The following is a 26,036-nucleotide window of genomic DNA, read 5'->3' as shown; positions in this document are numbered from 1 at the left end:
TCGGGCGCTTTAACCGACCGCCGCCGTTCCAGCCGCGCGAACCATCAGTAAAAACGTCAGCGCCACAACATCGAGAAGTGTGTCCATGAAAATATCGTTACCGCCAACCGGGCGGCCGAACCGCGTATACCCTCCGGGCACACCCAGTCTGCATGGGTTGGCCTCGGTCATTACCGGCGTCGTGGTGGTCTGCGCGCTGTACTTCGCCCGCGAGGTGCTGATTCCGATCACGCTCTCCGTGCTGCTCAGCTTTCTGCTCGCACCGCTGGTGCAGGCGCTGCGGCGCTTGCACATGGGCCAGTTGCCGTCGATCTTTATCGCGGTGCTGTTCGCCCTCGCCACCCTGCTGGCCGTCGGCGGGCTGATCGGAGCACAGCTGGTGCAACTGGCGGGCGATCTGCCGCAGTATCAGGCGGCGATCGAGCAAAAGATCGAGACCGTGCAGGAGAAAACCGTCGGCCGGGCCGATTCGCTGATGAGCCGTGCCGCCGCTACACTGCAACGCGTCGCGCCGACCAAGCCGAGCCCGCCGCGCCTTACCGGACGTGCAGCGCGCAACGCACCCGCTGTGCCGACGCCCGTCGAAGTGCACGAGCCGTCGCCCACGCCGATGCAACTCGCTCAACGCGCGTTGTCACCGGCCATCGCGCCGATCGAGACCACCTTCATCGTGCTGGTCGTCACAATCTTCATCCTGCTGCAGCGCGAAGATCTGCGCGACCGTTTGATCAGTCTTTTCGGTTCGCGCGACCTGCACCGCACCACCACCGCGATCAACGATGCCGCCGGGCGGCTGAGCCGCTATTTCGTCGCGCAACTGGGCGTGAATCTCAGCGCGGGCGGGATCATCGCTATTGGCCTCGCGATCATCGGCGTGCCAGGTGCGCTGCTGTTCGGCGTGATTGCCGCGTTGCTGCGCTTCGTGCCGTACATCGGCATCTGGATCGCCGCGATTCTGGCGGTGTTTCTCGCTGCCGCCATCCAGCCTCAATGGACCATGGCGGTCTATACGCTGATCCTGTTTATCGTCGTCGATGTAGTAGCTGGGCAGATTGCCGAGCCGCTGCTGTACGGTCATCGCTCGGGGCTGTCGCCGCTGGCCGTGGTCGTGGCGGCGATTTTCTGGAGCTGGCTGTGGGGGCCGATCGGCCTCGTTCTGTCCACGCCGCTCACGCTATGTGTGGTCACGCTGGGCCGCTACGCGGATCGTCTGAACTTTCTCACGGTGCTGCTGGGCGACCAGCCTGCTCTCACGCCTGCGCAGAACTTCTATCAGCGGCTTCTGGCGGACGATCCGCATGAAGCCATCGTGCAGGCCGAGCGCCTGCTGCGCGAGATGTCGCTGATCGATTACTACGACAATGTCGCGCTGGAAGGCCTCAAGCTTGCGCGCAACGATGCGATGCGCGGGGTGCTGATGGCTGAGCAACTGGCGCGAATCAATGACGCACTGGTCGATATCGTCGAAAACCTGGAAATTTCCGACGGCCTGCCGGATCGTTTGTCGCGCACGGAACCGGCTGACTCCGCTGGGGCAATCTCGGCATCCGCGACAGCCGACCTTTCGGAGCGGCACGACAGCCACATTTCGGCCCATCCGCCTATGCACCATGAAACCGACAAGACGTCGGTGCTGTGCGTGCCGGGACGCGGCGCATTCGATGAGGTCACCGCCGCGATCGCCGTGCAATTGCTCGGCCGCCAGGGTCTCGCGCCGATGATGGCCACGCACTCGGGCTATCGCAGCGCGCATGCCGACGAACCGAGCTTCAAGGACGCGCCGATCATCTGCATCATCTCGCTCGACGCGCCGGAATCGCCGCCGTATTTGCGCAATATGCTGCGGCGCACTCGGGAATGGCGGCCGAGAGCGACGCTGGTGGTAGGCGTGGGTGGCGCACCTGAAAGCGGGCCGGAGATGGGCGCGACCGGCGCTTCGCACGCGGCGCCGACGTTCCGCGCGATGATCGAGGAATGCCAGGTAGGAGCGAGCCTCCAGCACTCGCGCCAGACTTCGCATCTGGCCGGGGCCGATTAGGCAAGTCCGCGCGGTCTGCATTGCATTGCAAGAATCAGAAGGGCCGCAGGGGCGTGAGCGGCCTGCGGCCTTTTCTATCGCCGGAACGCCCAGTCCTTGTACCCAAAATGAGGACAGCCACGCGCTACCCCTCCTTCATACTTCACCAATCGATTCGCACCGCCTCCAGAGAGCACTCAAGCCGCGGCGGGCAATCCATCGGCAACGAAGATCCAGGAGACACGCATGAGCCGCAGTTTCAAACCCTATCCGTTCACGCCGCGTTCCTATGCGGGCTTGGTGCCGCCGCTTGTCGACGGGTGCGACCCTCAGCGGCGCGCCGTAGCGATTGCCGGGGGCGGTCCGGTCGGCATGACGCTGGCGCTTGCGCTGGCTCGCCAGGGCGTACGCTCGGTGCTGATCGAAGCCGATGACGGCGTATGCACCGGCAGCCGTGCGATCTGCATTTCACGCCGCAGCCTGGAGATTTTCAAACGCCTCGGCGCCGTGCACGGTTTCCTGAAAAAAGGCTTGCCGTGGACGGGCGGCCGCAGCTTCTACCGCGATGCCGAAGTGTTCCGCTTCGCCATGCATCAGGACGACGAGCAATCGCTGCCGCCGATGATCAACATCGCGCAATACCAGATCGAACAGTTGCTGCTCGACGAAGTGGAACAGCATGCCGATCTGATCGACATCCGCTGGCAAACCCGCGTGACCGGTATTGAACAACACACCGGCAACGGCGCCACTGGTGCAACGCTTGGCCTCAGCACCGGCGATACCGCCTGGAAAATGCGCACGGATTGGGTCGTCGCCTGCGACGGCGGCCGCAGCACGATTCGCGAAGCGCTCGGCCTCAAGCTCACCGGCACCACGTACGAGGGACGCTACGTGATTGTCGATATCGAACTGGAGAGCGAACGCGCCACCGAGCGTCTCGCCTATTTCGATCCGCCCTCCAATCCCGGCTCGACGGTACTGGTGCACAAGCAGCCCGACAACGTCTGGCGCATCGACTACCAGCTTCGCGACGATGAAGATCCCGAGGCTGCGGTCAAACCTGAAAACGTGATGCCACGCGTGCAGAGCGTGCTCGACTCGATGGGCGAAACGGGTGAATGGTCGCCGATCTGGATTACGGTCTACAAGGCCAACGCGTTGACGCTCGAACGGTACCGTCACGGCTCGGTGCTGTTCGCGGGCGATGCTGCGCATCTCGTGCCGATTTTCGGCGTGCGCGGCGCGAATTCCGGCATCGACGACGCCGACAATCTCGGCTGGAAACTTGGTTGCGTGGTCAACGGCATTGCGTCTGACCGCCTGCTCGACAGCTACAGCGACGAGCGCGTGTTCGCGGCGCGTGAAAATCTGAGCTACGGCATGAAGAGCACCGAATTCATGGCGCCGCCCTCGTTCGCGTTCGACCTGATGCGCCAGGCAGTTCTCGGACTTGCCGTTCATCATCCGGCCGTGCGGCCGCTGATCAATCCGCGGCAGACGCATGCTATTGCGTATGCCGAGTCGCCGCTCAATCGGGTCGCAGCTGTTGCATCCGGCGCATTCGCCAAGGGTCCGGCGCCGGGCACCGTACTGCCGGAGTGCCGACTTCAACGCACGTGCGACGGCATACCACTCGATATCCATCTCACCGATCTGCTTGGGCCGTGCTTCACCGCACTTCGCTTCGGCGCGGACACGGCGCAAGACGAAGCATGGCAGCAATTGCACCATGCGCTCGGCGAACATCGCATTCCGTTCAAAGCGATCACGCTGGTCACAGGCGATGCCCTGCGCGTCACCAGCCCGCATGTGGTCGATCCGGCGGGACGCTTGCACGAGATGCTCGATGCCACGCCGGGCACGGTCTATCTGATCAGGCCGGACGGTCATGTGCTCGCCCGCTGGCGCAACGGCAACGCGACGGACGTGCAAAGCGCCGTGACGGCCAGTCTGACGAATTGATGCAAGAGGAACCCACACCATGACCGATAGCGAACTCGACCTCGTCTACACGACGCTCTGCAAGACACTGACCACCGAAGGCGAAGCGCAAGCGCCTTTATATCTGGCTCGTCTTGCGCTGCTGTGCATGACGGAACTCGGCGATACGCAGCGAGCGCTGTCGCTGATTGAAGCGGCAAAGCTGCCGGCCTCTTCGGCCGTGACTGCGTGATGCGGAAAGCCCTCTAAAAAAAACGCGAAACGTAAGACGAAAAAAAACCGCCCCGTAGATCATGCGGGGCGGCTTCTTTTCGGAGGTCGTCGCAACCTTCACTGCCGGGGATACAACCCCAACGTACTCGCATGCAGGCGCGCGAGGCCGAGCAAAGCGTCCGTGTTGGGCGTTGGCACACCGGTAAGCTGCCCCAGTTCACGCACCGCAGCCACCAGCGCGTCGAGTTCGACCGCCTTGCCGGCTTGTACATCCTGCAGCATCGAGGTTTTCATCGCGCCCAGTTTGAGCGTGACCTCGTGACGATCCGCCGGCGCCTGTTCGATCGGAATACCGAAGCGTGCACCGATCTCCTTCGCTTCCAGCATGATGCTCGTGACGAAGTTGCGCACCAGTTCGTCGCTGAGAATCCGGTCGGTGGTCGCGCCGGTGATGGCGCTGATCGGATTCATCGTCATGTTGCCCCACAGCTTGTACCAGACGTCGCGCTGAATCTGCTCCGACATCGACGCATTGAAACCCGCTGCGGCCAGCGTGGCGGTGAGCGTTTTGACGCGTTCACTCGCTTGCCCCGACGCCTCGCCGACGATCAGCCCATTGCCCTGGTGATGCCTGATGACGCCCGGCGACTCGATCAGACAACTGGCATGCACCACGCAGCCCACGGTCTGCGCGGTCGGAATCGCCGCGGCGATCGCGCCGTCAGGATCGATTGACTTCAGCCGCTTGCCGGCGAAATCACGGCCGAGCCCGTCGCAGAACCACCATGGCACACCGTTCATGGCTGTCAGCACAATCGTCTGCGGGTTCAGCAGCGGCGCAATATGCGCGGCCACCGACGCCATCGCCGGACCCTTGACCGCCGCCACGACGAGGTCCTCCACGCCGAGATCCGCCGGCTGTTCACTTGCCGTCACCTTCACCGCGTGCGTCACACCGCCTTCGATCAGACGCAAGCCGTGCTGCTGCAACGCGCTGAGTGTCGCGCCGCGCGCCACCACGCTCACGTCGTGGCCGGCCTGCGCGAGCTTCACCCCCATCCAGCCGCCGATCGCGCCGGCACCGTAGATACCTACTTTCATTGCTTCAATCCTTGCGTTAAGCCTCGGGGCAATCCTTGCCTCAATTTCCGCGTTAATCCTTGTAGCTCGCATCGATGCGATCCACGCGCCGCACCAGCGCGTCGAACACGTCCTGCCCCGCACCATGACGTGGATCGAATTGCAAAGAGTCGCGCGAGCAACGGATCGCGACTTCTTCCGGCACCGGCCGCGCGCGGCCCATCGAAAACGTGGCCATCTGGATTTCGCACGCGCGGTTGAGCGTCCACAGAATAGCGAAAGTCTGCGGCAAGGTGTGGCCCCATGCCAGCAGGCCATGATTGCGCAGGATCACTGCTTGCCTTTTGCCGATATGTTCGAGCAGACGCGGCCCTTCCTCCGCATGCACCGTGATGCCTTCGAAGTCGTGATACGCGATGCGGTCATGCAACTGCGCGCTATAAAAGTTGGTTTGCTCCAGGCCGTTTTCGAGGCAGGCCACCGCGACGCCGGCCGTGGTGTGCGTGTGCATCACGCAGTGCGCATCGGCCAGGCCTTCGTGAATCGCCGCATGCACGACGAAACCCGCAGGGTTCACCGGATACGGCGAGTTGTCGAGCACGCGACCTTGCGCGTCGATCTTCACGAGATTGCTCGCCGTCACCTCGCTGTAGTGCAGGCCGAACGGATTGATCAGGAAATGCCGCTCGCCGCCGCTCACGCTCGCCGGCACGCGCAACGTGATGTGGTTGTAGATCATCTCGGTCCAGCCGAGCATGTCGAAGATGCGATAGCACGCGGCCAGTTGCACGCGCGCCTGCCATTCGTCGGGGTGCATCGCGGCGGCCTTCGCAGGGCTCGCCGCCGGCATTTCAAGAGTCGTCATCCGGGTCTCCGTGTTTATCCTTCGTTGTCGTCAGGCCGTTGCGAGTAGCAGCCGTTATGCACCCGCCACTACCGCCGCGATCGACGACGCCACATAGCCGGCGTTGCGCGCATTCAATCCGGCAACGCACATGCGTCCCGAACGCAGTACGTACACGGCGTATTCGCTGCGCAAACGCTCGACCTGGGCTTCGCTCAAACCCGTGTACGTGAACATGCCGCGCTGCGCGACGTAACGCGCGCGCATCACTTCATCGACACGGCCCGCGAGGCCTTCGTGAATCGTGCCGCGCATGGCGAGAATCCGTTCGCGCATGGTGGCGAGTTCCGCTTCCCACGAGGCACGCAAGGATGCGTCGGACAGCACGTTGGCGACGAGGCGCGCGCCATGCGTCGGCGGATTGCTGTAGTTGGCGCGCACCGTCGACATCAATTGACCGAGCACGCGAGCTGCTTCCTCCTTGCTCTTGCACACCACGCTCAACGCACCGCAGCGCTCGCCATACAGCGAGAAGTTCTTCGAGAACGAATTCGCGGCGATCAAGGGCACGCCCGCATCGGCGAGCAGGCGCACGCAGGCGGCGTCCTCTTCAAGACCTGCGCCGAAACCCTGATACGCCATGTCGACAAACGCAATCAGTTGGCGGCGCTGCAATACCGGCACCAATTCTGCCCATTGCGCCGGACTCAGATCGACGCCGGTCGGGTTGTGGCAGCACGCATGCAGCAGCACGACGCTCTGTTCCGGCAAGCGGCCGATCGTGTCGAGCATGTCAGCGAAACGCAAGCCGCCGGTGTGTTCGTCGTAATACGGATACGTGTTGACCGTGAGGCCCGCGCCTTCGAATACCACGCGATGGTTTTCCCAACTCGGATCGCTAATCCAGATCTGCGAGGCCGGGAAATAACGCTTCAGAAAATCCGCGCCGACTTTCAGCGCGCCCGAACCGCCGATGGTCTGCAAGGTCGCGATCCGACCTGCGGCGCGCGCTTCGTGGTCCGCGCCGAACACCAGCGCCTGTGCTGCGTCGCGGTAGAGCGGCAGGCCCGCCATCGGCAGATAGGAGCGTGGGCCGATCGAATCGAGCAACGCGGTTTCAGCGCGCCGCACAGCGTCCATCACCGGCAGCTTGCCGGCGTCGTCGAAATAGATGCCGATGCTCAGGTTGACCTTGTTGGGTCGCGGATCGAGTTGGAAATCCTCGTTCAGGCTCAGAATCGGGTCGCCCGGATAGGCGGGAATATGGTCGAACATGGCAATTCCTTGAGTGGAGCCCTGCATGCGGCTTGATTGCGGCCTGCGTATACCCTGAGTGCGAACTGTTGCAGGCTAGCCGTAGCAGCGTGGGCGAGACGGAAGTCTAAGCGGGATTCCAGCTTCGCGTCGATGAGGGCAAGTGTCGATCAATGGCACGCTATCTACAATCAATCGATTTTTCACGATTCGTAAGTTTTTCTTTAGAATCGCCTGATGCCACTCACACGCGTCACCATCCGTCAGTTCGAAGCCTTTCTCGCCATCGTCGATTTGCACAGCATCGGCGCGGCGGCGGAACGGCTCGGGCTGACCTCGTCAGCGGTCAGTCAGTTGCTGGCTGAACTGGAAACGGAACTGGGCTTTCGCCTCTTCGACCGGACGACGCGACGCGTCAATCTGTCGAGTGCGGGGCAGGACTTTCTGTCGTCGGCCGAATCCGTGTTGCGCTATGTGCGCGCCGCCGCCCAGTCCGCCGACGACATCCGCAATCGCGCGGCCGGGATCGTGCGAGTCGGCGCGCCGCTGGTGCTCGCGGCGACTGCGCTGCCGGCGGCCATCGCCGAATATGCGCGCGACAAACCGAAGGTGGTCGTGCGCATTTGCGACACCGTGGTCGAACAGTTGGTGGAGCGTGTGGAAAGCGGCGACGTAGATCTCGCGATCGGCCCGGATCGTCAGAGCGGCACGCGGGTGCGTTGCGATCCGGCCTTCGCGAGCCCGTGGGTGATGTGGTGCGCGCCAACGCATCCATTGAACGCGCGGCGCCGGGTGCAGTGGCAGCACCTGCGCGGCGTGCCCATTGTTGCCACCGGCCGCGACCACGAGCGCGCTGTCGAACAGATGCTGGCTAATCTGCCGGCGGAGGCGCGCATCATTCCCGTGGACGTGGTGGACAACGTTACGACAGCGTTCGGTCTGGCGTCGCAAGGGCTCGCCGTGACGCTCGCGCCCGCCTATGTGGCGCCGCTCGCACGAACCTTTGGGTTGGTGATGAAGCGGATCGTCGATCCTGAAACGATCCGTGAAGTGTGCGTGTATCGTTCGACCGAACGTGCGCTGTCACCGCCCGCGGATGGATTCGCGGAATTCATCATGCCGTGGCTGAAGCGTTGGGATCGTGAGACGCAGGTGGATGCGCGGGCAAAGCGCGGGTGACTTCTTGATGCGAGTTCCACGGCACTTCGGCGGTTCTTCTTCGGCCGCCTCGCGGTTAATCTGCGGCTTCGATGCGCCTGCTCAAGACCGCTCAGTCTGCAGACATAGCGCGAACAACTGGCGCTGGCTCGAGATCCCCAGCCGCGCGTAAGCGCGCTTCTGATACGTAATCACGCTGGTGGCTTTGACGCCCATTTGCTCGGCGATCTCGGCGGCACTCGCGCCTTCGAGCGTACCGCGCAGCACGTCGATCTCGCGCGGCGTCAGCGCCGGGCAGGCACGTCTCACGCGTGCCAGCATCGCGGCTGCCGTGCCTTGCTGATGCTGCCCATTGAGCGCGTAGTGGCTTTTTGCAGCATGCGCGAACAGATGCGCCATGCTTTCAACATGTTCCAGTTCACCTGGCTGAAACATGCCGTACGCGCTGTCACGATACAGATTGATCGACAGCCAGACGCTTTCCATGGGTTGCAAAAGCAGCGACAGCCGGTCGGACACGTTGGGCTGCGCATAACAAGCGGCGCGGTAGGCTTCGTTTTCGATTTCTTCGCTTTGCTGCTGGTGCAGCACTAGCGCCTCGCGCGCCTGCTTCGTTTGCGGGCGGCCGACGATGGCGCGGTTTCCATCGAGCGCATAGAAGTGTGTGGTGTAGCGATCAGCGACATCGCGGAGGAAGCGCCCGCCGCGATGGTCGGCGGCGGAGACGGTGCGCGGTCTCGCGTCGAATTCGTACGCGAAAATCGTACACTGCGACACGGGAAGCGTGTCGCCTATCGTCTTCAGAATGCTTGCAGCAAGCGCGTCCGGGTCGTCATGCGAGATCGACATGACGAGGTCGGTAACACGCGAGGTGTTGATGTGCCCGCTGCGGGCCGGTGTGGATATGCGCCAGGAACGCATGATGATGGCGAGGTCACGCTACGTGGAGTTGGTCAGGCAAGCGTAGCACAATGAAGCATTGCACCTGATGCTGCGCTGCCTTCACGGCGAAATCCGCGCACGCCGCCGAACCCTCGCAACCCCTTCCGCGGGCGATAAATCTACAACGCCCCCAACTTGACAGCAAGGAAATCGACCAGCAGCCGTGTCCGCTGTGGCAGCCGCCGCGTCCTTGTCCACATCGCATGCAAGGGCAAAGGTGTCAGCGGAAAATCCGTCAGCAATACCTCAACCTTGCCTGCTTCGATCCACTCCTGAATCTGCCAGAAGGCAGCGATCCCAACCCCCATGCCACCCAGTACGCCCGCATTCACCGCGGCCACCTGATTGCTGTCAAAGCGGCCCGCCACGTTCACCGCAATCTCGTTGCCCTCGGGCGACGTAAACACCCACCGCACGGGATGCCGCGCGCCCGTTCGAACGACACAATCGTGTTTCGCCAGATCCCGTGGATGTGATGGTCTGCCGCGTTCGGCAAGATAAGCCGGCGCTGCGAACACCACCCGCCGAAGCGTGCCGATCCGTCGCGCGACCAGCCGCGAATCAGGTATTTCGCCAATGCGGATCGTCACGTCCGCGCCGGTCTCTGCCGGATCGCGATACTCGTCGCTCAGATCGAGCGACAACGCCAGTTGCGGATGACGCTGCAAAAATTCCGCGGCAAGCGGCGCGACGAATTTTGGTCCGAACAGCGTGGGCGCATTGATGCGCAAACGCCCGGTCAGCCTGTGCAATTCCTCCGCGAGTTCGGTACGCGCCAGTTCGAGTTCCGTCAACGCGCCTTTGACGCGCTCGTAAAAACGCATGCCAGCTTCGCTCGGCTGCGACGTTCGGGTGGTTCTCACGATCAGGGTCGATCCGTGCGCACGTTCGAGCACCTGAAGCGACCGGCTGACAGCCTGCAACGACCGGCCAAGCCGGCGCGCGGCGTTCGTCAGACTGCCCTCCTCGACGACTGCCACCAAAGTTTCCAGATCGCGCAATGCATCCATCGGCGATTCTCCCGTTTATCGTGAGGATGTATCCAGTTCAGTGCGAATTGTGTTTGTCTGACGTGAGAGTAGCATCGATTCACTTCGACTCTACGGGTAGCCCGCCGATGGACTCATCCACGATTCAATGCCCGACGGCCGCCCAAACGGCTACGCCGCCGGCACAGAGCGTTCCGACCGCGCGCTTCGCCGCGATGGTCGCGGTCGCCGTGCTGCCCCTGTATGCGTCACAAACGTTGATCGGCCCGCTCGACGTCTCGCTGCATCTCGGCGCTTGGACCACGCTCGTCACCGCATTGACGCTGTTCGGCTACGCGGTCGGCCTCGTGGGGCTCGTCCCGTTGATCGACCGCCTGCCTAATCGGCCATTGATTGCGGCGACGTTGTTCGCGCAGATCGCGTGTCTTGCGCTGGCCGCCATCGCGCCGCTCGCGCCGGTGTTTCTGGCGGCATCGTTTGCCGTCGGCGTGACGTCGAGTGTCGTGCAGATGCTGGTGCCCGCAGCGGCGTCGCTCGCGCCGCCGGCTTCGCGGGGCAAAGTCGTCGGCAATGTGATGAGCGGTTTGATGCTCGGCATTCTGTTGTCGCGCCCGCTTGCCAGTGTGATTGGCGGTGCACTCGGCTGGCGCGCGTTTTACGCAGCCGATGCTCTGCTGCTCGCCGCTGTCACGCTTGCCGTGGTGCCGCGGTTGCCGGATAGCCGCCCTGTCGGCGCGCCGCCTTATGCCGCGTTATTGGCGTCGATGGTGCGACTGGTGGCGCATGAACCGGTGTTGCGCCGCCGGGCCCTGTATCAAGGGCTGCTCATGGCCGGCTTCAATGCGTTCTGGAGCAGCGTTGCCATTGTCCTGACGCGTGCGCCGCTGGGGTTGAACAGCACCTCCGTCGCGCTGTTCGCGTTAGCCGGTGGCGGTAGCGTGTTCATCGCGCCGTTGGCGGGCCGTGCCGGCGACAGGGGTTGGTCGAGGCCCGCCACGCTGCTCGCTCATGCAGTCGTCATCGTGGCCGCGCTGCTGGCGGCATTGGCATTGACTTCGGGTGTGTCGCGCATTGCATCGATCACCATGCTGGCTGTGGCCGCATTCTTTATCGACGGTGGCGTGATTGCCGATCAGGCGCTTGGCCGGCGCGCAATCAATCTGCTCGCGCCCGAATCGCGTGGCCGGGTGAATGGGCTCTACACGGGGCTCTTTTTCGTCGGCAGCGCAGTAGGCGCCACCATCGCCGGGCCGGCGCTCGCACATTGGGGCTGGCCGGGTGTATGTGTCGCCGCGCTAGGTTTTTTCGCGGCGGCAGCGGGGCTGCATCTGCGCGACAGTTCGCGTGGGTGAGGAAGTTTTGGGAGCGAGCCCGGTTACTCAGCACGCAAACAAACTGGCCGGTTCGCCCCGGCCAGTTCTGCCTGATCAACCCGATTGCTTGACCCTTGCCCCTTGATGCGGCTACGCCGGCACCGTCTCCGCCTGTGCGGCACGCGACCACACGCGATGCTGTTCAGCCACCTTGATGAAGGTCTTCAGCACCTCGGCAGCCTGCTTGTCGTCGCCGGTTGCCACGCCATCGGCATTGGCTGGCAAGTGCGCCGCTGTCAGCACGTCACGCCCCGCGCCGATGGCCGCAATCGCCTTGAGATGCTTGAACGCTTCGAGCACGAAATGCCGCGCGTCACCGGATTGCGCCAGCTTCTTCGCGCCCGCGTCACCACCCACCACGATCACCGCGTCGAACATGATCGACGGTAAGCCGGCAATCGTTGCGTCCGGCGCCATGCCGTCGATGGCGGCAAGGGTCGGTGCGATCAACATCGGCGCCGCGCCCTCGCCTTGCAGCGCCTGTTGCAGCTTTTTGATCGCCGCACCATCGGAACCCGGCGCAGCCAGCAACGCGATCTTGCAGGTCTTGATGCCGGGCTTCACGCGATTGAGCAGACTCAGTGCGGCCGACGCTTTAGTCCCCTTGAGCTTCGCCGTGCCCTTCTTCGGCGCCGGCAAACCGAGACCTTCAGCCACCTTCGCGGCAAGCCCCGCATCGAAATTGGCCAAAATCTCGTTGACCACGCGTGCGCGAATCTCCGGCTTGGTGACCTTGCCGAGTTCGAACTGGTAAGCCGCGGCGATATGGTCTTTCTCCGGCTCCGACATGCTGTTGTAGAACATCGCGGCCTGCGAGAAATGATCGGCGAACGACTCGCTACGCACACGAATCTTGTTGCCTTCCACGCGCTCCGGATAGCTTTCGAAGCCACCGCCCGACGGCGCCGGGTCGGTCTCCTTCGGCCAGCCGCCACTCACCGAATTCGGCTCGTACGAGGCCTGCCCGACGTTGATCGTCTGGCGGTGCATCGCATCGCGCTGATTGTTATGGAACGGACATACCGGCCGGTTGATCGGAATCTCGTGGAAATTCGGTCCGCCGAGGCGACTGATCTGCGTGTCGGTGTACGAGAACAAACGCCCTTGTAATAGCGGATCGTTCGAGAAGTCCAGACCCGGCACGATGTGGCCCGGATGGAACGCAACCTGCTCGGTTTCGGCGAAGAAATTGTCCGGATTGCGATTGAGCGTCATCTTGCCGATGATCTTCACCGGCACCAGTTCTTCCGGAATCAGCTTGGTCGGATCGAGCAGGTCGAAGTCGAACTTGTGCTCATCCTTTTCCTCGACGATCTGCACGCCGAGCTCGAACTCGGGGAAGTCGCCTCTTTCAATCGATTCCCACAAGTCGCGCCTGTGGAAATCCGGATCCTTGCCGGCGAGCTTCTGCGCTTCGTCCCACAGCAGCGAATACGAGCCCAGCACCGGGCGCCAGTGGAATTTGACGAAACGCCCCTTGCCTTGTGCATTCACGAAGCGGAACGTGTGAATGCCGAAGCCTTCCATGGTGCGAAGGCTGCGCGGAATCGCGCGGTCCGACATGGTCCACAGCACCATATGCGCGGACTCAGGTACGAGCGAGACGAAGTCCCAGAAGGTATCGTGCGCCGAGCCGCCAGTCGGCATTTCATTCGGCGCCTCTGGTTTTACCGCGTGCACGAAGTCCGGAAACTTGATGGCGTCCTGAATGAAGAAGACCGGCATGTTGTTGCCGACCAGATCGTAATTACCTTCCTGTGTGTAGAACTTCACCGCGAAGCCGCGTACGTCTCGCACGGTATCGGCCGAACCGCGCGGGCCCTGCACCGTCGAGAAACGCACATAGACCGGCGTCTGCTCGTTCGGGTTCTGCAGGAATGCAGCCTTGGTGAACTCGCTCATCGACTCGTACACCTGGAACACACCATGGGCTGCCGAGCCTCGCGCATGGACGATGCGCTCGGGGATACGTTCGTGGTCGAAGTGCGTGATCTTCTCACGCATGATGAAATCTTCAAGCAGCGAGGGGCCGCGCGGACCGGCGCGCAAGGTGTTCTGATTGTCGGCGATCTTTACGCCCTGATTGGTTCGCAGCGCCTCACCTTCGGGACTGACGCGAAACTGTTCGAGATCCTTCGACTTCGGATCGTTGGCGTGTCCGGGCTTCGCTGCGGGCTTCTGCGTGTTCGTCTTTCCTGCCATGAGATCTGCTCCTTGCGTTCGGGCGCGCCGGGGAATGTCCGGTTTAACGCACCCGAAGAAGGCAGCAAGCGATGTACCCGCGAGCACTCGATGGCGGATTGGATTTGCTGCTGGACCAGACTGATGACTGATGGACGAAAGAAGCGGCGCGCCGGAATCGCGCGCCTGCGTCCATACAGTTAAATAGAGAACCGCTGCATCAGAAGCGATAGTTGATGGAGATGTCGGCTACGCCGGTGGCCCTGGTATGCGTAATCGGACTATTGCCCGCGCTGCCGACCAGTTGTTCGAATGCGCCGTCGGCGGTGGCAAACCAGTGCTTGTCGAACAGCCACACCGCGCTAATGCCGAAACCCACCGACTTGAAACCCGCACTCGCGTGATACTGCGAGTATTGCGAATGCGCCGCCTGGTTCTGATTCACGCCGTACCAGCTGTTCATGTAGGTGGAGTCCGCGAGCGTCACGTTCGGCCCGGCGAACCAGAAGAATTTTTTGGTGCTGCCAGGCATCGGCATGTAGGCGCCCAGATCGCCGATCCAGCCGTTCGAGCCGCCGAAATAGCGTCGAACGTCGGCGCGCAGCACGAGCGGGAAATCCTTCGACACGACATATTCGCCGGAAAGTTTGACGCCCGGTGCCGGATTGATGTTGCCGAGGCCATTCAACTCCTGAGGATCATCGTGCGCACGGCGTCCGAGATCGTAGACGGCCGCGAGACTCGCGCGCCAGTTCTGCCCCTGGGCGAAGTTAACCCCGAGACCTTCGCCGCTCGAAAAGAAGAACAGGTCCTTATAGCGCACGTCGACGCTCGGACCGCCCATCACGTGATATCGGTCGGAGCCCTCGTAACGCGGCTGGAACGACGTTGCCGCGCCGACACGCAGCTGCCAGTCCGGAATCTCGGGCTGCCACATCTTCTGCAGCGGAATGCCCACGGAGTACTGCCATTCGCCCAATGGCGAAGGGGTTTGGGCCAAGGCCGAACCCGGCAGAATACCAATACCGCCGAGGGTCACGGCGAACAGAGATGTTGCCGCGATGCTTGTTGGTTTATTGCGAATCTTGCCGATCCGCTTTCTACGGCTGATCAACACCAGAAGCCTCCGTTTTTCGCGTATCGCGAAGAGGTTTATGTTCTCGCCCGAAGTCCACGACGGATTACACACCATTCGGGCAACGGCCGTATTGCTACGTACGGCATGTAATTTTTTCAGCGAACGACACAGATTGCCCGGCAAAACGCACCATTCGGTCCTGATGCGGCCCCGTCAATGGGGCAATTGTATGAACAGATACGTGCGAAAGATTCGCCGACGCACGCTGCTGTGCAAAATGCGGGCCTGGTCGCTGGGGAGTCGACTCTGATCGGAGAAACGGAAGGACAGACCGACGGACGCTAGCAAGCGTGCCGTGGTAACGATGACAGGCAGAATACAACCACAAAAAAGAGTGGCCGGCGCCGCGCGATGCGGCGCCGACAAGTTCAGCGAGGGAAGATAGCCGCCGGCGTGGCGCTCGCCCTGTTACTGCGCCGCTTCGACCAGCACTGCCTTGTCGCGATAGAGATTCGGAAACAGACGCTTCAGATTGGCGACCTTCGGCATGTCGTTGATGGCGATATACGCCGAGTTTGGATGCAAGGTCAGGTAGTTCTGATGGTAGGACTCGGCGGGATAGAAGCCTTTGAACGGTTCGGTTTTCGTGACGATCGGCGCCGGGAAGGCATGCGCCTTCTCGAGTTGCGCGATGTAGCTTTGCGCGACGTGCCGCTGCGTGTCATTCAACGGGAACACGGCCGAGCGGTATTGCGTGCCGCTGTCCGGCCCCTGGCGATTCAACTCGGTCGGGTCCTGAATCACCGAGAAGTAGACCTGCAGCAACTGTCCATAGGTGACCTTGGTGGGGTCGAACGTGACCTGCACGGATTCCGCGTGGCCGGTTTCGCCGCCACTGACCGTCTCATACTGTGCGGTGTCGCGCTGGCCGCCCGAATAACCCGATACCGCCTTTGTGACGCCTCGCACGTGCTGGAACACGCCCTGCACGCCCCAGAAGCAGCCGCCTGCAAACACGGCGGTTTCTTCGTGCGCGGTCGTGGCGGAGATCGGTTCGTCGACGGCGGGCGGCGCAATGACGACCCCCGCTTCCGACGAGAATGCCATGCGCTGCGCCAGCAGCAGCGCCAGCGCGCCGAGCCCGACCGAAAGCGCGATGGCCGCCCCGCGCGAGCGGGCCGGTTTGCCGGTGATGCGTTTCTCGATGTTCATGATGTCCATCCTGATTCGATCAACTCGTGGCGCGCGCGGCCGGCGTGAAAGTCAACGCGAGGCCGTTCATGCAATAGCGCAGGCCGGTCGGTTTGGGGCCGTCATCGAACACGTGACCCAGATGGCCGCCGCAGCGCCGGCATAGTACTTCGTCGCGCGTCATGCCGAACGACTTGTCGGTATGCGTGATGACCGCGTGATCCATCGGCTGCCAGAAACTGGGCCAGCCGGTGCCGCTATCGAACTTCGTCTTCGACGAAAACAGCGGCAGTGCGCAACCGGCGCACGCGAATGTGCCGACGCGGTGCTCGTCGTTCAGCGGGCTGCTGAATGGGCGCTCCGTGCCCGCTTCGCGCAACACGCGGAATTGCGCGTCCGTGAGCAGCTTGTGCCACTCGGCATCGCTGTGCGCGACCTCGTAGGCAGCCGCTGTGCCCAACTCCGCCGCGCCGGCCGTGCGCCATGCCGCGGTGCTGCCGGCGAGCGACGCCGCGCCGATTAACCTGAAGAATGTCCGTCTGTTGCAAGCCATGATGATCGCCCCGGAAAGTCCGTACCGTCCACCCGTTCAGGCGCTAAGCGCGCCGCCCACGAGTGGTCCCGACACTTAGTCGTCCAGCAAGGGGATTTATGACAGCATGCGCGTCTTTTTGCTGGGCAGCAGCGACTACAGCGGAAATTTGGTGGTCGACAGAATTTCCTTGAGCACCATGAACGAGCGGATTTGCCGGACGCCGGGCAAATAAAGCAACTGTTCCGCGTGCAGACGATTGAAGCTGTCGCTATCGCGCGTGCGGATCGTCATGAAATAGTCGAATTCGCCGGTCACGACGTGGCATTCCATGCAGCCCGCCACCTTCTGCGCCGCTTTCTCGAACTCGGCAAACGACTCCGGCGTAGACCGATCCAGCACCACGCCGATGATGACCAGCATGCCCGCGCCGGCCGCCTTCGGGTCGATCAACGCGACGACACCGCGAATCAGCCCCGACTCCTTCAACCGCTCGACGCGCCGCAGACACGCCGGCGCACTCAGTTTGACTTTGGCCGCGAGCGCGACGTTCGAGATCGACGCATCGGTTTGCAGTTGACGCAGGATCGCCCGGTCGATGCGATCGAGCGCGTGAAGCGGATCGGCTTCGGCAGATGAGGCGGCGGCAACTGCGGCGGCAGTCATAGATGCTCTACGAACTTTTGTTGCACTCATGGGTTCCTGTCCGGATTTTTATTAGGTGATGTTTGATTGCACAGTTTTAAAAGTATGCGGAACGGAATTTATTTGCAAGCTCATTTCTAGCGCTTTTCCCTACCATTTGTTGTAACGCGACTGCTTGCTGCTCGCGTCAAACCTACAAATTCGGAGCTGCCATGAACCTGCAACGTTTCCCTCGCTACCCGCTGACTTTCGGGCCCACGCCGATCCAACCGCTGAAGCGTTTGAGCGTCCACCTGGGCGGCAAGGTGCACCTATATGCGAAGCGCGAAGACTGCAACAGCGGCTTTGCCTTCGGCGGCAACAAGACACGCAAGCTGGAGTATCTGATTCCCGAGGCGTTGGCGCAGGGTTGCGACACGCTGGTGTCGATTGGCGGCATCCAGTCGAACCAGACCCGCCAGGTGGCGGCGGTGGCGGCGCATCTGGGAATGAAGTGCGTGCTGGTGCAGGAGAACTGGGTCAACTATTCGGACGCCGTGTACGACCGGGTTGGCAACATCCAGATGTCGCGCATTCTGGGCGCGGACGTCCGCCTGGTTGCTGACGGCTTCGACATTGGCTTTCGCAAGAGCTGGGAGGATGCACTGGAGAGCGTGCGCGCTGCGGGCGGCAAGCCGTATCCGATCCCGGCCGGCTGTTCCGACCATCCGCTGGGCGGCCTCGGCTTCGTCGGCTTTGCCGAAGAGGTACGCCAACAGGAAGCCGAACTGGGCTTCAAATTCGACTACGTCGTGGTGTGTTCCGTGACGGGCAGCACCCAGGCCGGCATGGTAGTGGGCTTCGCCGCCGACGGCCGCGCCGAGCGCGTAATCGGCATCGACGCATCCGCAAAACCGGCACAGACGCGCGAGCAGATCACCCGAATCGCGAAGCAGACCGCCGAAAAAGTCGGCCTGGAGCGCGACATCACGAGCAAGGACGTGGTCCTGGACGAACGCTACGCCGGCCCCGAATACGGCTTGCCGAACGAAGGAACCCTGGAAGCGATCCGCCTATGTGCGCGCCTCGAGGGCGTGCTGACTGACCCCGTGTACGAGGGCAAATCGATGCACGGCATGATCGACATGGTCCGAAACGGCGAATTCCCGGAAGGCTCACGGGTGCTGTACGCGCACTTGGGCGGCGTGCCGGCGTTGAACGGTTACAGCTTCATTTTCCGGAACGGCTAAGCGGCAATAGGCCCGCGAGCGGCGGCCGGTGGCCGGTGGCCGGTGGCCGGTGGCCGGTGGCCGGTGGTTAGTCTGCCGCGACAAAGTCCGCCGCCGCCCGCTCCGCGAAATATCGCTGGGCGAACGGAACCGAAGCCTGAAACGCAGCGATCGGTTTTATGAATTACTCTTCGGCGCGCGCGGCGCCGCCGGAAGTATGACGCCCTTGTCACTGACGCTTGAACGTGCACGGACACAGATTCCAGATGCACCACTACCCGCAGCAGACCACGGTGCCCACTTAGCATGAGTGGTTTGAGCCGCTTTCTCTTGCTTACTTCTCTTTGCGGCGGCAAAGAGAAGTAAGTGCCGCCCCGCACAGGGGCAACGCCAATAGACCACTAACAAATCAAGGAAAGGCCAACACCCTAAGAACACAGATAACCAAGCGCCGCACAGGCAAAAACATCAACCCATCAACCTCTTCCTCAACCTCTCCCGCAAAAACTCAACAAAAACCCGAATACTGACAGAGCTCTGCCGATGCTGCGGATAAACAGCATAAACAGTCGCTGCCGAAGGCAAAAACTCCTCCAGAACAGTCACAAGCAACCCACTCCCAACGGCATCAGCCACAATAAAATCAGGAAGCCGAACAATCCCCAACCCCGCCACAGCCGCATCGCGAATCAATTCGCCATTATTAGCCCGAAGCGGCCCATTCACCTCAACCCCTTTAGAAACCCCATCAACAACAAAATCCCAACTCACAACCCCACCATGCCCATACAACAGACATGAATGCCGCGCAAGGTCAGCAGGCACAACTGGCGCCCCCCGCCTCCGCACATACCCAGGACTACAGCACACCACCATCCTGACATCCACAAGCTTCTGCGCAATCAAAGTGGAATCCGGCAACGCACCAATCCGAATCGCCATATCGAACCCCTCGCCGACCACATCGACAGTACGATCGCTCAACTCCATATCGAAGCGCACATCTGCATGCTCGCGCAGGAAGCTCGCCACCAATGGCGACAGATGCATCATCCCAAACGACATCGGCGCACTAACCCGCAAGAGCCCCCGCGGCCCGGCGCGCCGCAACGACATCGCCTGCTCGGCGTCTTCCACCTCCCCGAGAATGCGCCGCGCACGCTCATAAAACTCCTGACCGAGTTCGGTCACAGCCAACTTGCGCGTATTGCGAATCAACAGTTGCACGCCGAGCGCCTCTTCCAGCGCCATAACGCGCCGGCTGACGAACTGCTTCGACAGCGCCAGCCGCTTTGCCGCGGCGGTGAAGTTATGGGCGTCGACCGTGGCGACAAAGATCCGCATATCATCGAGTTGCATCGTATTGTCCACCTTACGGAGACAGTGTTTCATATATGCATACGATTATAACCATCCTGATTGACCTAAACTGTCATTCATGGATCGCGGCCAAACATCCGGCCGGATCGCACAACCGGAAACAAGGAGAAATACGATGCTCGAAATCAGACACGCCAATCAACGCGGCCGCGCGGAGCACGGCTGGCTTAGCTCGCGTCATACGTTTTCCTTCGCGAACTATCACGATCCGAAGCAGAACGGCTTTTCCGACCTGCTCGTGATCAACGACGATCGTGTCGCGCCAGCGCAAGGTTTCGGCAAGCACCCGCACCGCGACATGGAGATCTTTTCGTACGTGCTGGAAGGCGCGCTGGAACATAAGGACACCATGGGCACCGGCTCGGTGATCGTGCCCGGCGACATCCAGTTGATGAGCGCGGGAACCGGCGTCGCGCATAGCGAATACAACCATTCGAAGACCGACCCGGTGCACTTCATGCAGATCTGGATTGCGCCGGCGCAGAAAGGCACCACGCCGCGCTATCAGCAACGGCGCTTTGGCGCGGACGAGAAGCGTGGAGTGCTGCGCCTCGTGATGTCACCGGACGGTGCGAACGACTCGCTGGTGCTGCAACAGGACGCGCGGGTCTATGCCGGTCTTTTCGACGGTGACGAAACTGCGCGCCTCGAACTGGCCAGCAATCGCTATGCTTATATTCACGTGGCGCGCGGCAGCGTCACGGTGAACGGCGTCGAGCTTGGCGAAGGCGACGGCGCGCGGGTCCGCGGCGAAGAAGCCCTGACTTTCACGCAAGGTCACGACGCGGAGGTGTTGGTGTTCGATCTGCGTAACATTGAAGTATCGGAGTTGTGGGCTTAAGCGGCTCAATCCTGTCGTTAGATCTGGCCGGCTCAAGCGTGGCTCGCCGCGAAGTTTGCGGCGAACCGCACCGTCCCTTACCTACAGAGAAAAATCATGCGCTATACGCTATTTGAAAACCAGAAAGACACGGTCCTTCTCATCGCCCGCATCCTGTTGATGGTGCTGTTCGTGATGTTCGGCTGGTCGAAGCTGACCGGTTTTTCCGGCACCGTCGCTTATATGACGTCGACCGGCGCGCCTGCGCCTGAGTTGTCGGCGGCCATCGCCGTCGTGATGGAACTAGTGGTGGGCATCGCGCTGCTGGTGGGCTTCTATACGCGGCCGCTTGCGCTGCTGTTGGCGCTCTATACGCTCGGCACGGCGATCATCGGCCACCACTACTGGAACATGACGGGCGCGGTGCAATACGACAACATGATCCACTTCTACAAGAACATCAGCATCATGGGTGGACTGCTGTTGTTGTGTGTGACCGGCGCCGGCAAGTACTCGATCGACCGGCGTTAAAGCCACGCTGCCGCAGTTCGATAAACTCGATAAAAAAAGCCGCCCGGCACTGCCCGGGCGGCTTTTTCTTTGCATGAAGCAATCCACGTTAACCGGCAAACTGCGCCAGCACGCGCTCACGAATGGCCGGCCGGATATTCGACTGCGCCATGTTGCCTTGATAATGCGCGACCACACGCGGGTTCATCACGCGGAACCACAGTGGCGGCACGTACGCGAGCATGATCATCGTCGCGTAACCGGAAGGCAATTGCGGTGCGCCATCGAAATGACGCAGCGCCTGGTACGAGCGCGTCGGATTCGCATGATGATCGGCATGACGCTGCAGCTGATACAGAAACAGATTCGTCACGATACGATTGCTGTTCCATGAGTGCTGCGGCTGGCAGCGCTCGTAACGGCCACTCGCGAGTTGCTTGCGGCCGAGCCCGTAGTGCTCAAGATAGTTGACCACTTCGAGCAGCGAGGCCCCGTACGCAGCCTGGATCAGCAGAAACGGAACCACCGTTTTGCCGAACAGCGCAATCATCGCGCCCCACAGAACGACGGTCATCGCCCACGAGTGCAGGACTTCATTGCGCCATGTCCAGGGCGATTTGTCGAGGCGTTCGAGCCGATGCTTCTCGAGGCGCCACGCCGACGCGATACTTCCGAATACCGTGCGCGGCAGAAACCGCCAGAACGATTCGCCATAGCGCGCGCTCGCCGGATCGGGCGGCGTAGCGACGCGCACGTGGTGTCCACGATTATGTTCGACGAAGAAATGGCCGTAGGCGACCGGCGCCAGTGTGATCTTGGCGAGCCATCGTTCGAAACCATCCGTCTTGTGACCGAGTTCGTGCGCGGTATTGATCGATACGCCAGTCGCCGCGCCCAGCGAGAGCGCAAAACCCAGGTAGTCGTACCACGTCAGAGCGTGCGTGCCGACAATCCATAACGCGCCGAAAAACGACACGTATTCGATGAAGGTCGCGAGATAGACGACGCGACGGTAATAGCGCTCCCGTTCGAGCGTGGGGACGACTTCCTCGGGCGGATTGCTCGGATCGTCACCGATCAGATAGTCAAGCACGGGGATAATGCCGAACACGAAAATCGGCCCGAACCACCAGAAAATATGCCAGCCGGTCTGCAACGCCAGATTGGCCGCATGCAGCGGCAAGGTGATGGTGAGTGCGCCCAGAAGCCACAGATAGCGCTTGCTGTCGACCCACCGAGCGGGGGCCGCCTGCGATGTTGCCATTGTCTCCCTCCTTGTTTTATGTCGCCCGGTCGGCAAGCTGTGCGCTTGCGAGCCAGTGCGCGTGTCGGCGGGACCGTGCCCGACTTCCAGATTTATATGGCCTGAGGGGTGGGATAGCCAAGGAATTTGCCTAGGTGGGAGGCTTCAAACAAGGGGGGCGTGGGTGCGGCGTTCGGGGTGGGCGTCGAGCGGGTGAATGAAACGAGTGTTTGGGTGCGGCAAACGCTGCCTGCGAGTTGCAGCCCGGCGTGGGCCTCCACCTGCTGCAGTGCGTCGCGCCCTCGGCCGCTTGACCGCGGCTGGTCAAATTCATATAGTCAAACCTCAAAACTACGTACGAGCGGGTGTGAAAAACGTAGTGCCGCCCGGGTCACCGGGTTCCACCTGGAGTGGAAATTTCACCGCAAGGTGAATAGAGAGTCCCGCATGCGACGGCTGCCGAAAGGCAGCCGTTGGTTTTTGTGGCTTGCCATCGCATCGTCACAACCAAATCCCGCAGCAGTTTCTTCGACAACTCATAGCGGACCGGATCAAGAACTCGCTGCTCACGACCGTCGTCATAGATCTCGACGCTCGGAATTTCAGCGCGCACTCGTCCATCCCGAGCAAAGCTGCGGGAAAAGCAATGACACGAGAACATCACGAGCACGGTTATCGCGCAACCCAGACCAAGGTCGCATTTGAAGGCAAAAGAATCGAGGTGACTCAGGTCCCACGTCGTCCCAAGGTGAACAACGGGTTGAAAGCAGTGAGTGGCATATTCGGGCGATTCAAACACTTGTACTTCAATCTTCGGCATAGACAATCGACGGCTTTGGATCGGTCAATATTCTACGTCTGTCGAAGTCGTTCGTTTTCCGAAATAACACTGTCAAATGGCATAGGAATCTGAGCTTTTTCAAAGCACACTCAAGACCTCTGAGAAAAGCGATTCCTCCGCAGGGCGGCGGTCAGATTATCCTGACAGACTGCCGTCCCATCCTTCGCTTAGCCAAAAACAAATCCCGCTCAAAAGCGGTCCTGATCTAACCACAAACAAAAACGGCGGCCCGCAGGCCGCCGTCCACTACGCACACAACACCATCAAGCTGTCGCTTCAGTTTCCGCTTCGCTCACCACTTCATCCACATCGCTGCTGCGGATCAAATGATCGAATGCGGAGAGCGATGCCTTCGCGCCCTCGCCCACTGCAATCACGATCTGTTTGAACGGAACGGTGGTTACGTCGCCTGCAGCAAACACGCCCGGCACCGACGTTGCGCCACGTGCATCGACAACGATCTCGCCGTGCTTCGACAACTCAACCGTGCCCTTCAGCCATTCGGTATTCGGCACGAGACCGATCTGCACGAAGACGCCTTCGAGTTCGATGTTCTTCGTTTCGCCCGAACGCAGGTCCTTGTAGACCAGACCGTTGACCTTTTTGCCGTCGCCGGTGATTTCCGTGGTCTGCGCCTGCGTGACGATCGTCACGTTGGCAAGGCTGCGCAACTTGCGTTGCAGCACTTCGTCGGCACGCAATTGCGCGCCGAATTCAAACAACGTCACTTGACGAACGATACCCGCGAGATCGATCGCCGCTTCGACGCCCGAATTACCGCCGCCGATCACCGCAACGCGCTTGCCCTTGAACAACGGACCATCGCAGTGCGGGCAGTAAGCCACGCCGTGGTTACGATACTCGCGCTCGCCCGGCACGTTGATTTCGCGCCAACGGGCACCCGTCGCCAGAATGATCGTCTTCGCCTTCAGCACTGCGCCGTTCGCCAGACGCACTTCGTTGATGCGGCCCGGGATCAGCGCTTCAGCGCGCTGCACGTCCATGATGTCGACTTCGTAGCTCTTCACGTGCTGTTCGAGCGCCGTCGCGAACTTCGGTCCTTCCGTTTCCGTCACGGAGACGAAGTTCTCGATCGCCAGCGTATCGAGCACCTGACCGCCGAAGCGTTCCGCCACGACACCCGTCGCAATACCCTTGCGCGCCGAGTAAATCGCCGCGGCCGCGCCCGCCGGGCCACCGCCCACGATCAGCGTATCGAACACCGGCTTCTTTTCCAGTTCCTTCGCCGCACGCGCACCGGCATTGGTGTCGAGCTTCGCGAGAATTTCCTTCACACCGCTGCGGCCCTGGCCGAACACTTCGCCGTTCATGAACATGGTCGGTACCGCCATGATCTGGCGCGCTTCGACTTCGTTCTGGAACAATGCGCCGTCGATCGCCACGTGGCGGATGCGCGGGTTGATCAGCGCCATCACGTTCAGTGCCTGGACGACTTCCGGGCAGTTCTGGCATGACAGCGAAAAATACGTTTCGAACTGATAGTCGCCGTCGAGACTGCGGATCTGTTCGATCACTGCGTCTTCGAGTTTGACCGGATGGCCGCCGACCTGCAAAAGCGCGAGGACGAGCGACGTGAATTCATGCCCCATCGGAATGCCAGCGAAACGGATACCCGTTTCCTTACCCGGCTCGCCGATCGAAAACGACGGCTTGCGTTCGCTGTCGCCGCGACGTTCGACCACGGTGACGCGCTCCGACAACGTCGCGATATCGCTCAGCAATGCCAGCAGCTCTTGCGATTTCGCGCTGTCGTCGAGCGAGGCGACGATCTCGATAGGCCTGCTAACCTTTTCGAGGTAGGATTTCAACTGAGTCTTGAGATTGGCGTCCAGCATGGCTATTCGATTCCGTGACGAGGGGTGTTGGATCCCGGGCCCCGCACGCATCCGGGTAGGAGGCGTGCAGTCCGGGGACGTGCGAACCGCTGTATCAAGCGGTTCGCACGGCGATGCGCCGTGAAGCGCGTACTGCGAGAGGCTTTTAGACCTTAGATCTTGCCGATCAGGTCGAGCGACGGCGTCAGCGTTTCAGCGCCCGGCGTCCACTTGGCGGGGCAAACTTCACCCGGGTGAGCCGCGATGTATTGCGCAGCTTGCACTTTGCGCAGCAGTTCGCCAGCGTCACGGCCAATGCCGTTGTCGTGAATTTCGGCCAGCTTGATCTCGCCTTCCGGGTTGATCACGAACGTGCCGCGCAGTGCCAGACCTTCTTCTTCGATCAGCACGTCGAAGTTGCGCGAAATTGCCAGGGTCGGGTCAGCGATCATCGGGTACTTGATCTTCTGGATCGTGTCCGACGTGTCGTGCCATGCCTTGTGCGTGAAGTGCGTATCGGTCGAAACGCTGTAGATTTCGACGCCGAGCTTCTTGAATTCAGCGTAACGGTCTGCCAGGTCGCCCAGTTCGGTCGGGCAAACGAACGTGAAGTCAGCCGGGTAGAAAACGAAAACCGACCACTTGCCCTTCAGGCTCTCTTCCGTGACGGTCTGGAAGTCGCCATTGTGATAAGCCTGCGCCTTGAACGGTTTGACTTGACTGTTGATGATCGGCATTTACTGAGTCCTCTTTCGGAG

23 protein-coding genes are annotated in these 26,036 nt (G+C 61.5%); 8 read left to right on the top strand and 15 right to left on the bottom strand.

The annotated features are described in order from the left end of the window. The first annotated feature begins 85 nt into the window (after positions 1–85). From KHO33_RS02275 to KHO33_RS02265, 3 genes are all read left to right on the top strand, one after another. Positions 86–2,038, top strand: coding sequence for an AI-2E family transporter (locus KHO33_RS02275; protein WP_200561779.1), 1,953 nt, complete (start codon positions 86–88; stop codon positions 2,036–2,038). 225 nt (positions 2,039–2,263) lie between these two features. Then, positions 2,264–3,982: an FAD-dependent oxidoreductase gene (locus KHO33_RS02270; RefSeq protein ID WP_200561781.1), complete on the top strand. Its 1,719-nt coding sequence runs from the start codon at positions 2,264–2,266 to the stop codon at positions 3,980–3,982. Positions 3,983–4,001: 19 nt separating this feature from the next. Beyond that, positions 4,002–4,193: a hypothetical protein gene (locus tag KHO33_RS02265; RefSeq protein WP_200561782.1), complete on the top strand. Its 192-nt coding sequence runs from the start codon at positions 4,002–4,004 to the stop codon at positions 4,191–4,193. Positions 4,194–4,291: 98 nt separating this feature from the next. Here the strand turns inward: KHO33_RS02265 and KHO33_RS02260 are convergent, their stop codons facing one another. The 3 genes from KHO33_RS02260 to KHO33_RS02250 are packed head-to-tail and all read right to left on the bottom strand — an operon-like array spanning position 4,292 to position 7,373. Then, the gene (locus KHO33_RS02260) at positions 4,292–5,275 is read right to left on the bottom strand and encodes a 2-dehydropantoate 2-reductase (protein ID WP_200561784.1); all 984 of its coding nucleotides are present in this window, start codon (positions 5,273–5,275) and stop codon (positions 4,292–4,294) included. Between the two features lie 52 nt (positions 5,276–5,327). Beyond that, positions 5,328–6,119: a class II aldolase/adducin family protein gene (locus KHO33_RS02255; protein ID WP_200561786.1), complete on the bottom strand. Its 792-nt coding sequence runs from the start codon at positions 6,117–6,119 to the stop codon at positions 5,328–5,330. A gap of 54 nt (positions 6,120–6,173) precedes the next feature. Further along, positions 6,174–7,373 carry an amino acid aminotransferase gene (locus tag KHO33_RS02250; RefSeq protein WP_200561788.1) on the bottom strand — a complete coding sequence of 400 codons (1,200 nt, stop codon included), beginning with the start codon at positions 7,371–7,373 and terminating at the stop codon, positions 6,174–6,176. Between the two features lie 216 nt (positions 7,374–7,589). On the opposite strand from KHO33_RS02250, the gene KHO33_RS02245 reads away from it, so the two are divergent. Continuing rightward, positions 7,590–8,531, top strand: a complete 942-nt coding sequence (locus KHO33_RS02245) for a LysR family transcriptional regulator (RefSeq protein ID WP_200561790.1) — start codon at positions 7,590–7,592, stop codon at positions 8,529–8,531. 81 nt (positions 8,532–8,612) lie between these two features. On the opposite strand, the gene KHO33_RS02240 is transcribed toward KHO33_RS02245, so the two are convergent. After that, positions 8,613–9,431: a helix-turn-helix transcriptional regulator gene (locus KHO33_RS02240; protein WP_200561792.1), complete on the bottom strand. Its 819-nt coding sequence runs from the start codon at positions 9,429–9,431 to the stop codon at positions 8,613–8,615. 140 nt (positions 9,432–9,571) lie between these two features. Next, positions 9,572–10,462, bottom strand: a complete 891-nt coding sequence (locus tag KHO33_RS02235; protein WP_054035382.1) for a LysR family transcriptional regulator — start codon at positions 10,460–10,462, stop codon at positions 9,572–9,574. A gap of 107 nt (positions 10,463–10,569) precedes the next feature. Between KHO33_RS02235 and KHO33_RS02230 the strand changes: the two genes are divergently transcribed. Next, on the top strand, positions 10,570–11,793 hold the full coding sequence (locus KHO33_RS02230) for an MFS transporter (RefSeq protein WP_200561794.1): 1,224 nt from the start codon (positions 10,570–10,572) through the stop codon (positions 11,791–11,793). A gap of 111 nt (positions 11,794–11,904) precedes the next feature. On the opposite strand, the gene katE is transcribed toward KHO33_RS02230, so the two are convergent. From katE to KHO33_RS02205, 5 genes are all read right to left on the bottom strand, one after another. Then, positions 11,905–14,016, bottom strand: a complete 2,112-nt coding sequence (gene katE, locus KHO33_RS02225) for a catalase HPII (RefSeq protein ID WP_200561795.1) — start codon at positions 14,014–14,016, stop codon at positions 11,905–11,907. Positions 14,017–14,215: 199 nt separating this feature from the next. After that, positions 14,216–15,112 carry a MipA/OmpV family protein gene (locus KHO33_RS02220; RefSeq protein WP_054035380.1) on the bottom strand — a complete coding sequence of 299 codons (897 nt, stop codon included), beginning with the start codon at positions 15,110–15,112 and terminating at the stop codon, positions 14,216–14,218. Positions 15,113–15,541: 429 nt separating this feature from the next. After that, positions 15,542–16,285 (bottom strand): peptide-methionine (S)-S-oxide reductase MsrA, encoded by a 744-nt coding sequence (gene msrA / locus KHO33_RS02215; RefSeq protein ID WP_054035476.1) that lies wholly within the window; start codon positions 16,283–16,285, stop codon positions 15,542–15,544. A 19-nt stretch (positions 16,286–16,304) separates the two neighbouring features. Continuing rightward, positions 16,305–16,817, bottom strand: a complete 513-nt coding sequence (gene msrB / locus KHO33_RS02210) for a peptide-methionine (R)-S-oxide reductase MsrB (RefSeq protein WP_200561797.1) — start codon at positions 16,815–16,817, stop codon at positions 16,305–16,307. A gap of 135 nt (positions 16,818–16,952) precedes the next feature. Beyond that, a complete protein-coding gene (locus KHO33_RS02205) occupies positions 16,953–17,492 on the bottom strand; it encodes an Lrp/AsnC family transcriptional regulator (protein WP_054035379.1) in 540 nt (179 codons plus the stop codon). A gap of 161 nt (positions 17,493–17,653) precedes the next feature. Here KHO33_RS02205 and KHO33_RS02200 point away from each other — a divergent pair, with 161 nt between their 5' ends. Next, a complete protein-coding gene (locus KHO33_RS02200) occupies positions 17,654–18,670 on the top strand; it encodes a 1-aminocyclopropane-1-carboxylate deaminase (RefSeq protein ID WP_200561799.1) in 1,017 nt (338 codons plus the stop codon). A 447-nt stretch (positions 18,671–19,117) separates the two neighbouring features. Here the strand turns inward: KHO33_RS02200 and KHO33_RS02195 are convergent, their stop codons facing one another. Further along, positions 19,118–20,008: a LysR family transcriptional regulator gene (locus tag KHO33_RS02195; RefSeq protein ID WP_054035475.1), complete on the bottom strand. Its 891-nt coding sequence runs from the start codon at positions 20,006–20,008 to the stop codon at positions 19,118–19,120. A 136-nt stretch (positions 20,009–20,144) separates the two neighbouring features. Between KHO33_RS02195 and KHO33_RS02190 the strand changes: the two genes are divergently transcribed. Beyond that, positions 20,145–20,870, top strand: coding sequence for a pirin family protein (locus KHO33_RS02190; protein WP_093635779.1), 726 nt, complete (start codon positions 20,145–20,147; stop codon positions 20,868–20,870). Positions 20,871–20,966: 96 nt separating this feature from the next. Next, positions 20,967–21,380 (top strand): DoxX family protein, encoded by a 414-nt coding sequence (locus KHO33_RS02185; protein WP_054035376.1) that lies wholly within the window; start codon positions 20,967–20,969, stop codon positions 21,378–21,380. An 88-nt stretch (positions 21,381–21,468) separates the two neighbouring features. Here KHO33_RS02185 and KHO33_RS02180 read toward each other — a convergent pair whose 3' ends face one another. From KHO33_RS02180 to ahpC, 4 genes are all read right to left on the bottom strand, one after another. Next, positions 21,469–22,623: an alkane 1-monooxygenase gene (locus KHO33_RS02180; protein ID WP_200561801.1), complete on the bottom strand. Its 1,155-nt coding sequence runs from the start codon at positions 22,621–22,623 to the stop codon at positions 21,469–21,471. Between the two features lie 370 nt (positions 22,624–22,993). Next, a complete protein-coding gene (locus KHO33_RS02175; protein WP_200561803.1) occupies positions 22,994–23,422 on the bottom strand; it encodes a hypothetical protein in 429 nt (142 codons plus the stop codon). Between the two features lie 284 nt (positions 23,423–23,706). After that, complete coding sequence (gene ahpF, locus KHO33_RS02170; protein WP_200561805.1) at positions 23,707–25,299, bottom strand: alkyl hydroperoxide reductase subunit F; 1,593 nt, start codon at positions 25,297–25,299, stop codon at positions 23,707–23,709. 152 nt (positions 25,300–25,451) lie between these two features. Beyond that, positions 25,452–26,015, bottom strand: coding sequence for an alkyl hydroperoxide reductase subunit C (ahpC, locus tag KHO33_RS02165; RefSeq protein ID WP_054035375.1), 564 nt, complete (start codon positions 26,013–26,015; stop codon positions 25,452–25,454). Between the last annotated feature and the right edge of the window lie 21 nt (positions 26,016–26,036).

Source organism: Paraburkholderia nemoris (genome assembly GCF_905221015.1).
Taxonomy (GTDB): Bacteria; Pseudomonadota; Gammaproteobacteria; order Burkholderiales; family Burkholderiaceae; genus Paraburkholderia; species Paraburkholderia nemoris.
The sequence above is the reverse complement of the archived record's forward strand: the minus strand, read 5'-3'. Positions and strand labels throughout refer to the sequence as shown.

What these genes read in the sequence shown, in the direction of transcription:
- KHO33_RS02275 (WP_200561779.1), top strand. Translation starts at nt 86, where the DNA reads ATGAAAATATCGTTACCGCCAACCGGGCGGCCGAACCGCGTATACCCT.
- KHO33_RS02270 (WP_200561781.1), top strand. Translation starts at nt 2,264, where the DNA reads ATGAGCCGCAGTTTCAAACCCTATCCGTTCACGCCGCGTTCCTATGCG.
- KHO33_RS02265 (WP_200561782.1), top strand. Translation starts at nt 4,002, where the DNA reads ATGACCGATAGCGAACTCGACCTCGTCTACACGACGCTCTGCAAGACA.
- KHO33_RS02260 (WP_200561784.1), bottom strand. Translation starts at nt 5,275, where the DNA reads ATGAAAGTAGGTATCTACGGTGCCGGCGCGATCGGCGGCTGGATGGGG.
- KHO33_RS02255 (WP_200561786.1), bottom strand. Translation starts at nt 6,119, where the DNA reads ATGACGACTCTTGAAATGCCGGCGGCGAGCCCTGCGAAGGCCGCCGCG.
- KHO33_RS02250 (WP_200561788.1), bottom strand. Translation starts at nt 7,373, where the DNA reads ATGTTCGACCATATTCCCGCCTATCCGGGCGACCCGATTCTGAGCCTG.
- KHO33_RS02245 (WP_200561790.1), top strand. Translation starts at nt 7,590, where the DNA reads ATGCCACTCACACGCGTCACCATCCGTCAGTTCGAAGCCTTTCTCGCC.
- KHO33_RS02240 (WP_200561792.1), bottom strand. Translation starts at nt 9,431, where the DNA reads ATGCGTTCCTGGCGCATATCCACACCGGCCCGCAGCGGGCACATCAAC.
- KHO33_RS02235 (WP_054035382.1), bottom strand. Translation starts at nt 10,462, where the DNA reads ATGGATGCATTGCGCGATCTGGAAACTTTGGTGGCAGTCGTCGAGGAG.
- KHO33_RS02230 (WP_200561794.1), top strand. Translation starts at nt 10,570, where the DNA reads ATGGACTCATCCACGATTCAATGCCCGACGGCCGCCCAAACGGCTACG.
- katE (WP_200561795.1), bottom strand. Translation starts at nt 14,016, where the DNA reads ATGGCAGGAAAGACGAACACGCAGAAGCCCGCAGCGAAGCCCGGACAC.
- msrA (WP_054035476.1), bottom strand. Translation starts at nt 16,285, where the DNA reads ATGAACATCGAGAAACGCATCACCGGCAAACCGGCCCGCTCGCGCGGG.
- msrB (WP_200561797.1), bottom strand. Translation starts at nt 16,817, where the DNA reads ATGGCTTGCAACAGACGGACATTCTTCAGGTTAATCGGCGCGGCGTCG.
- KHO33_RS02205 (WP_054035379.1), bottom strand. Translation starts at nt 17,492, where the DNA reads ATGAGTGCAACAAAAGTTCGTAGAGCATCTATGACTGCCGCCGCAGTT.
- KHO33_RS02200 (WP_200561799.1), top strand. Translation starts at nt 17,654, where the DNA reads ATGAACCTGCAACGTTTCCCTCGCTACCCGCTGACTTTCGGGCCCACG.
- KHO33_RS02195 (WP_054035475.1), bottom strand. Translation starts at nt 20,008, where the DNA reads ATGCAACTCGATGATATGCGGATCTTTGTCGCCACGGTCGACGCCCAT.
- KHO33_RS02190 (WP_093635779.1), top strand. Translation starts at nt 20,145, where the DNA reads ATGCTCGAAATCAGACACGCCAATCAACGCGGCCGCGCGGAGCACGGC.
- KHO33_RS02185 (WP_054035376.1), top strand. Translation starts at nt 20,967, where the DNA reads ATGCGCTATACGCTATTTGAAAACCAGAAAGACACGGTCCTTCTCATC.
- KHO33_RS02180 (WP_200561801.1), bottom strand. Translation starts at nt 22,623, where the DNA reads ATGGCAACATCGCAGGCGGCCCCCGCTCGGTGGGTCGACAGCAAGCGC.
- KHO33_RS02175 (WP_200561803.1), bottom strand. Translation starts at nt 23,422, where the DNA reads ATGCCGAAGATTGAAGTACAAGTGTTTGAATCGCCCGAATATGCCACT.
- ahpF (WP_200561805.1), bottom strand. Translation starts at nt 25,299, where the DNA reads ATGCTGGACGCCAATCTCAAGACTCAGTTGAAATCCTACCTCGAAAAG.
- ahpC (WP_054035375.1), bottom strand. Translation starts at nt 26,015, where the DNA reads ATGCCGATCATCAACAGTCAAGTCAAACCGTTCAAGGCGCAGGCTTAT.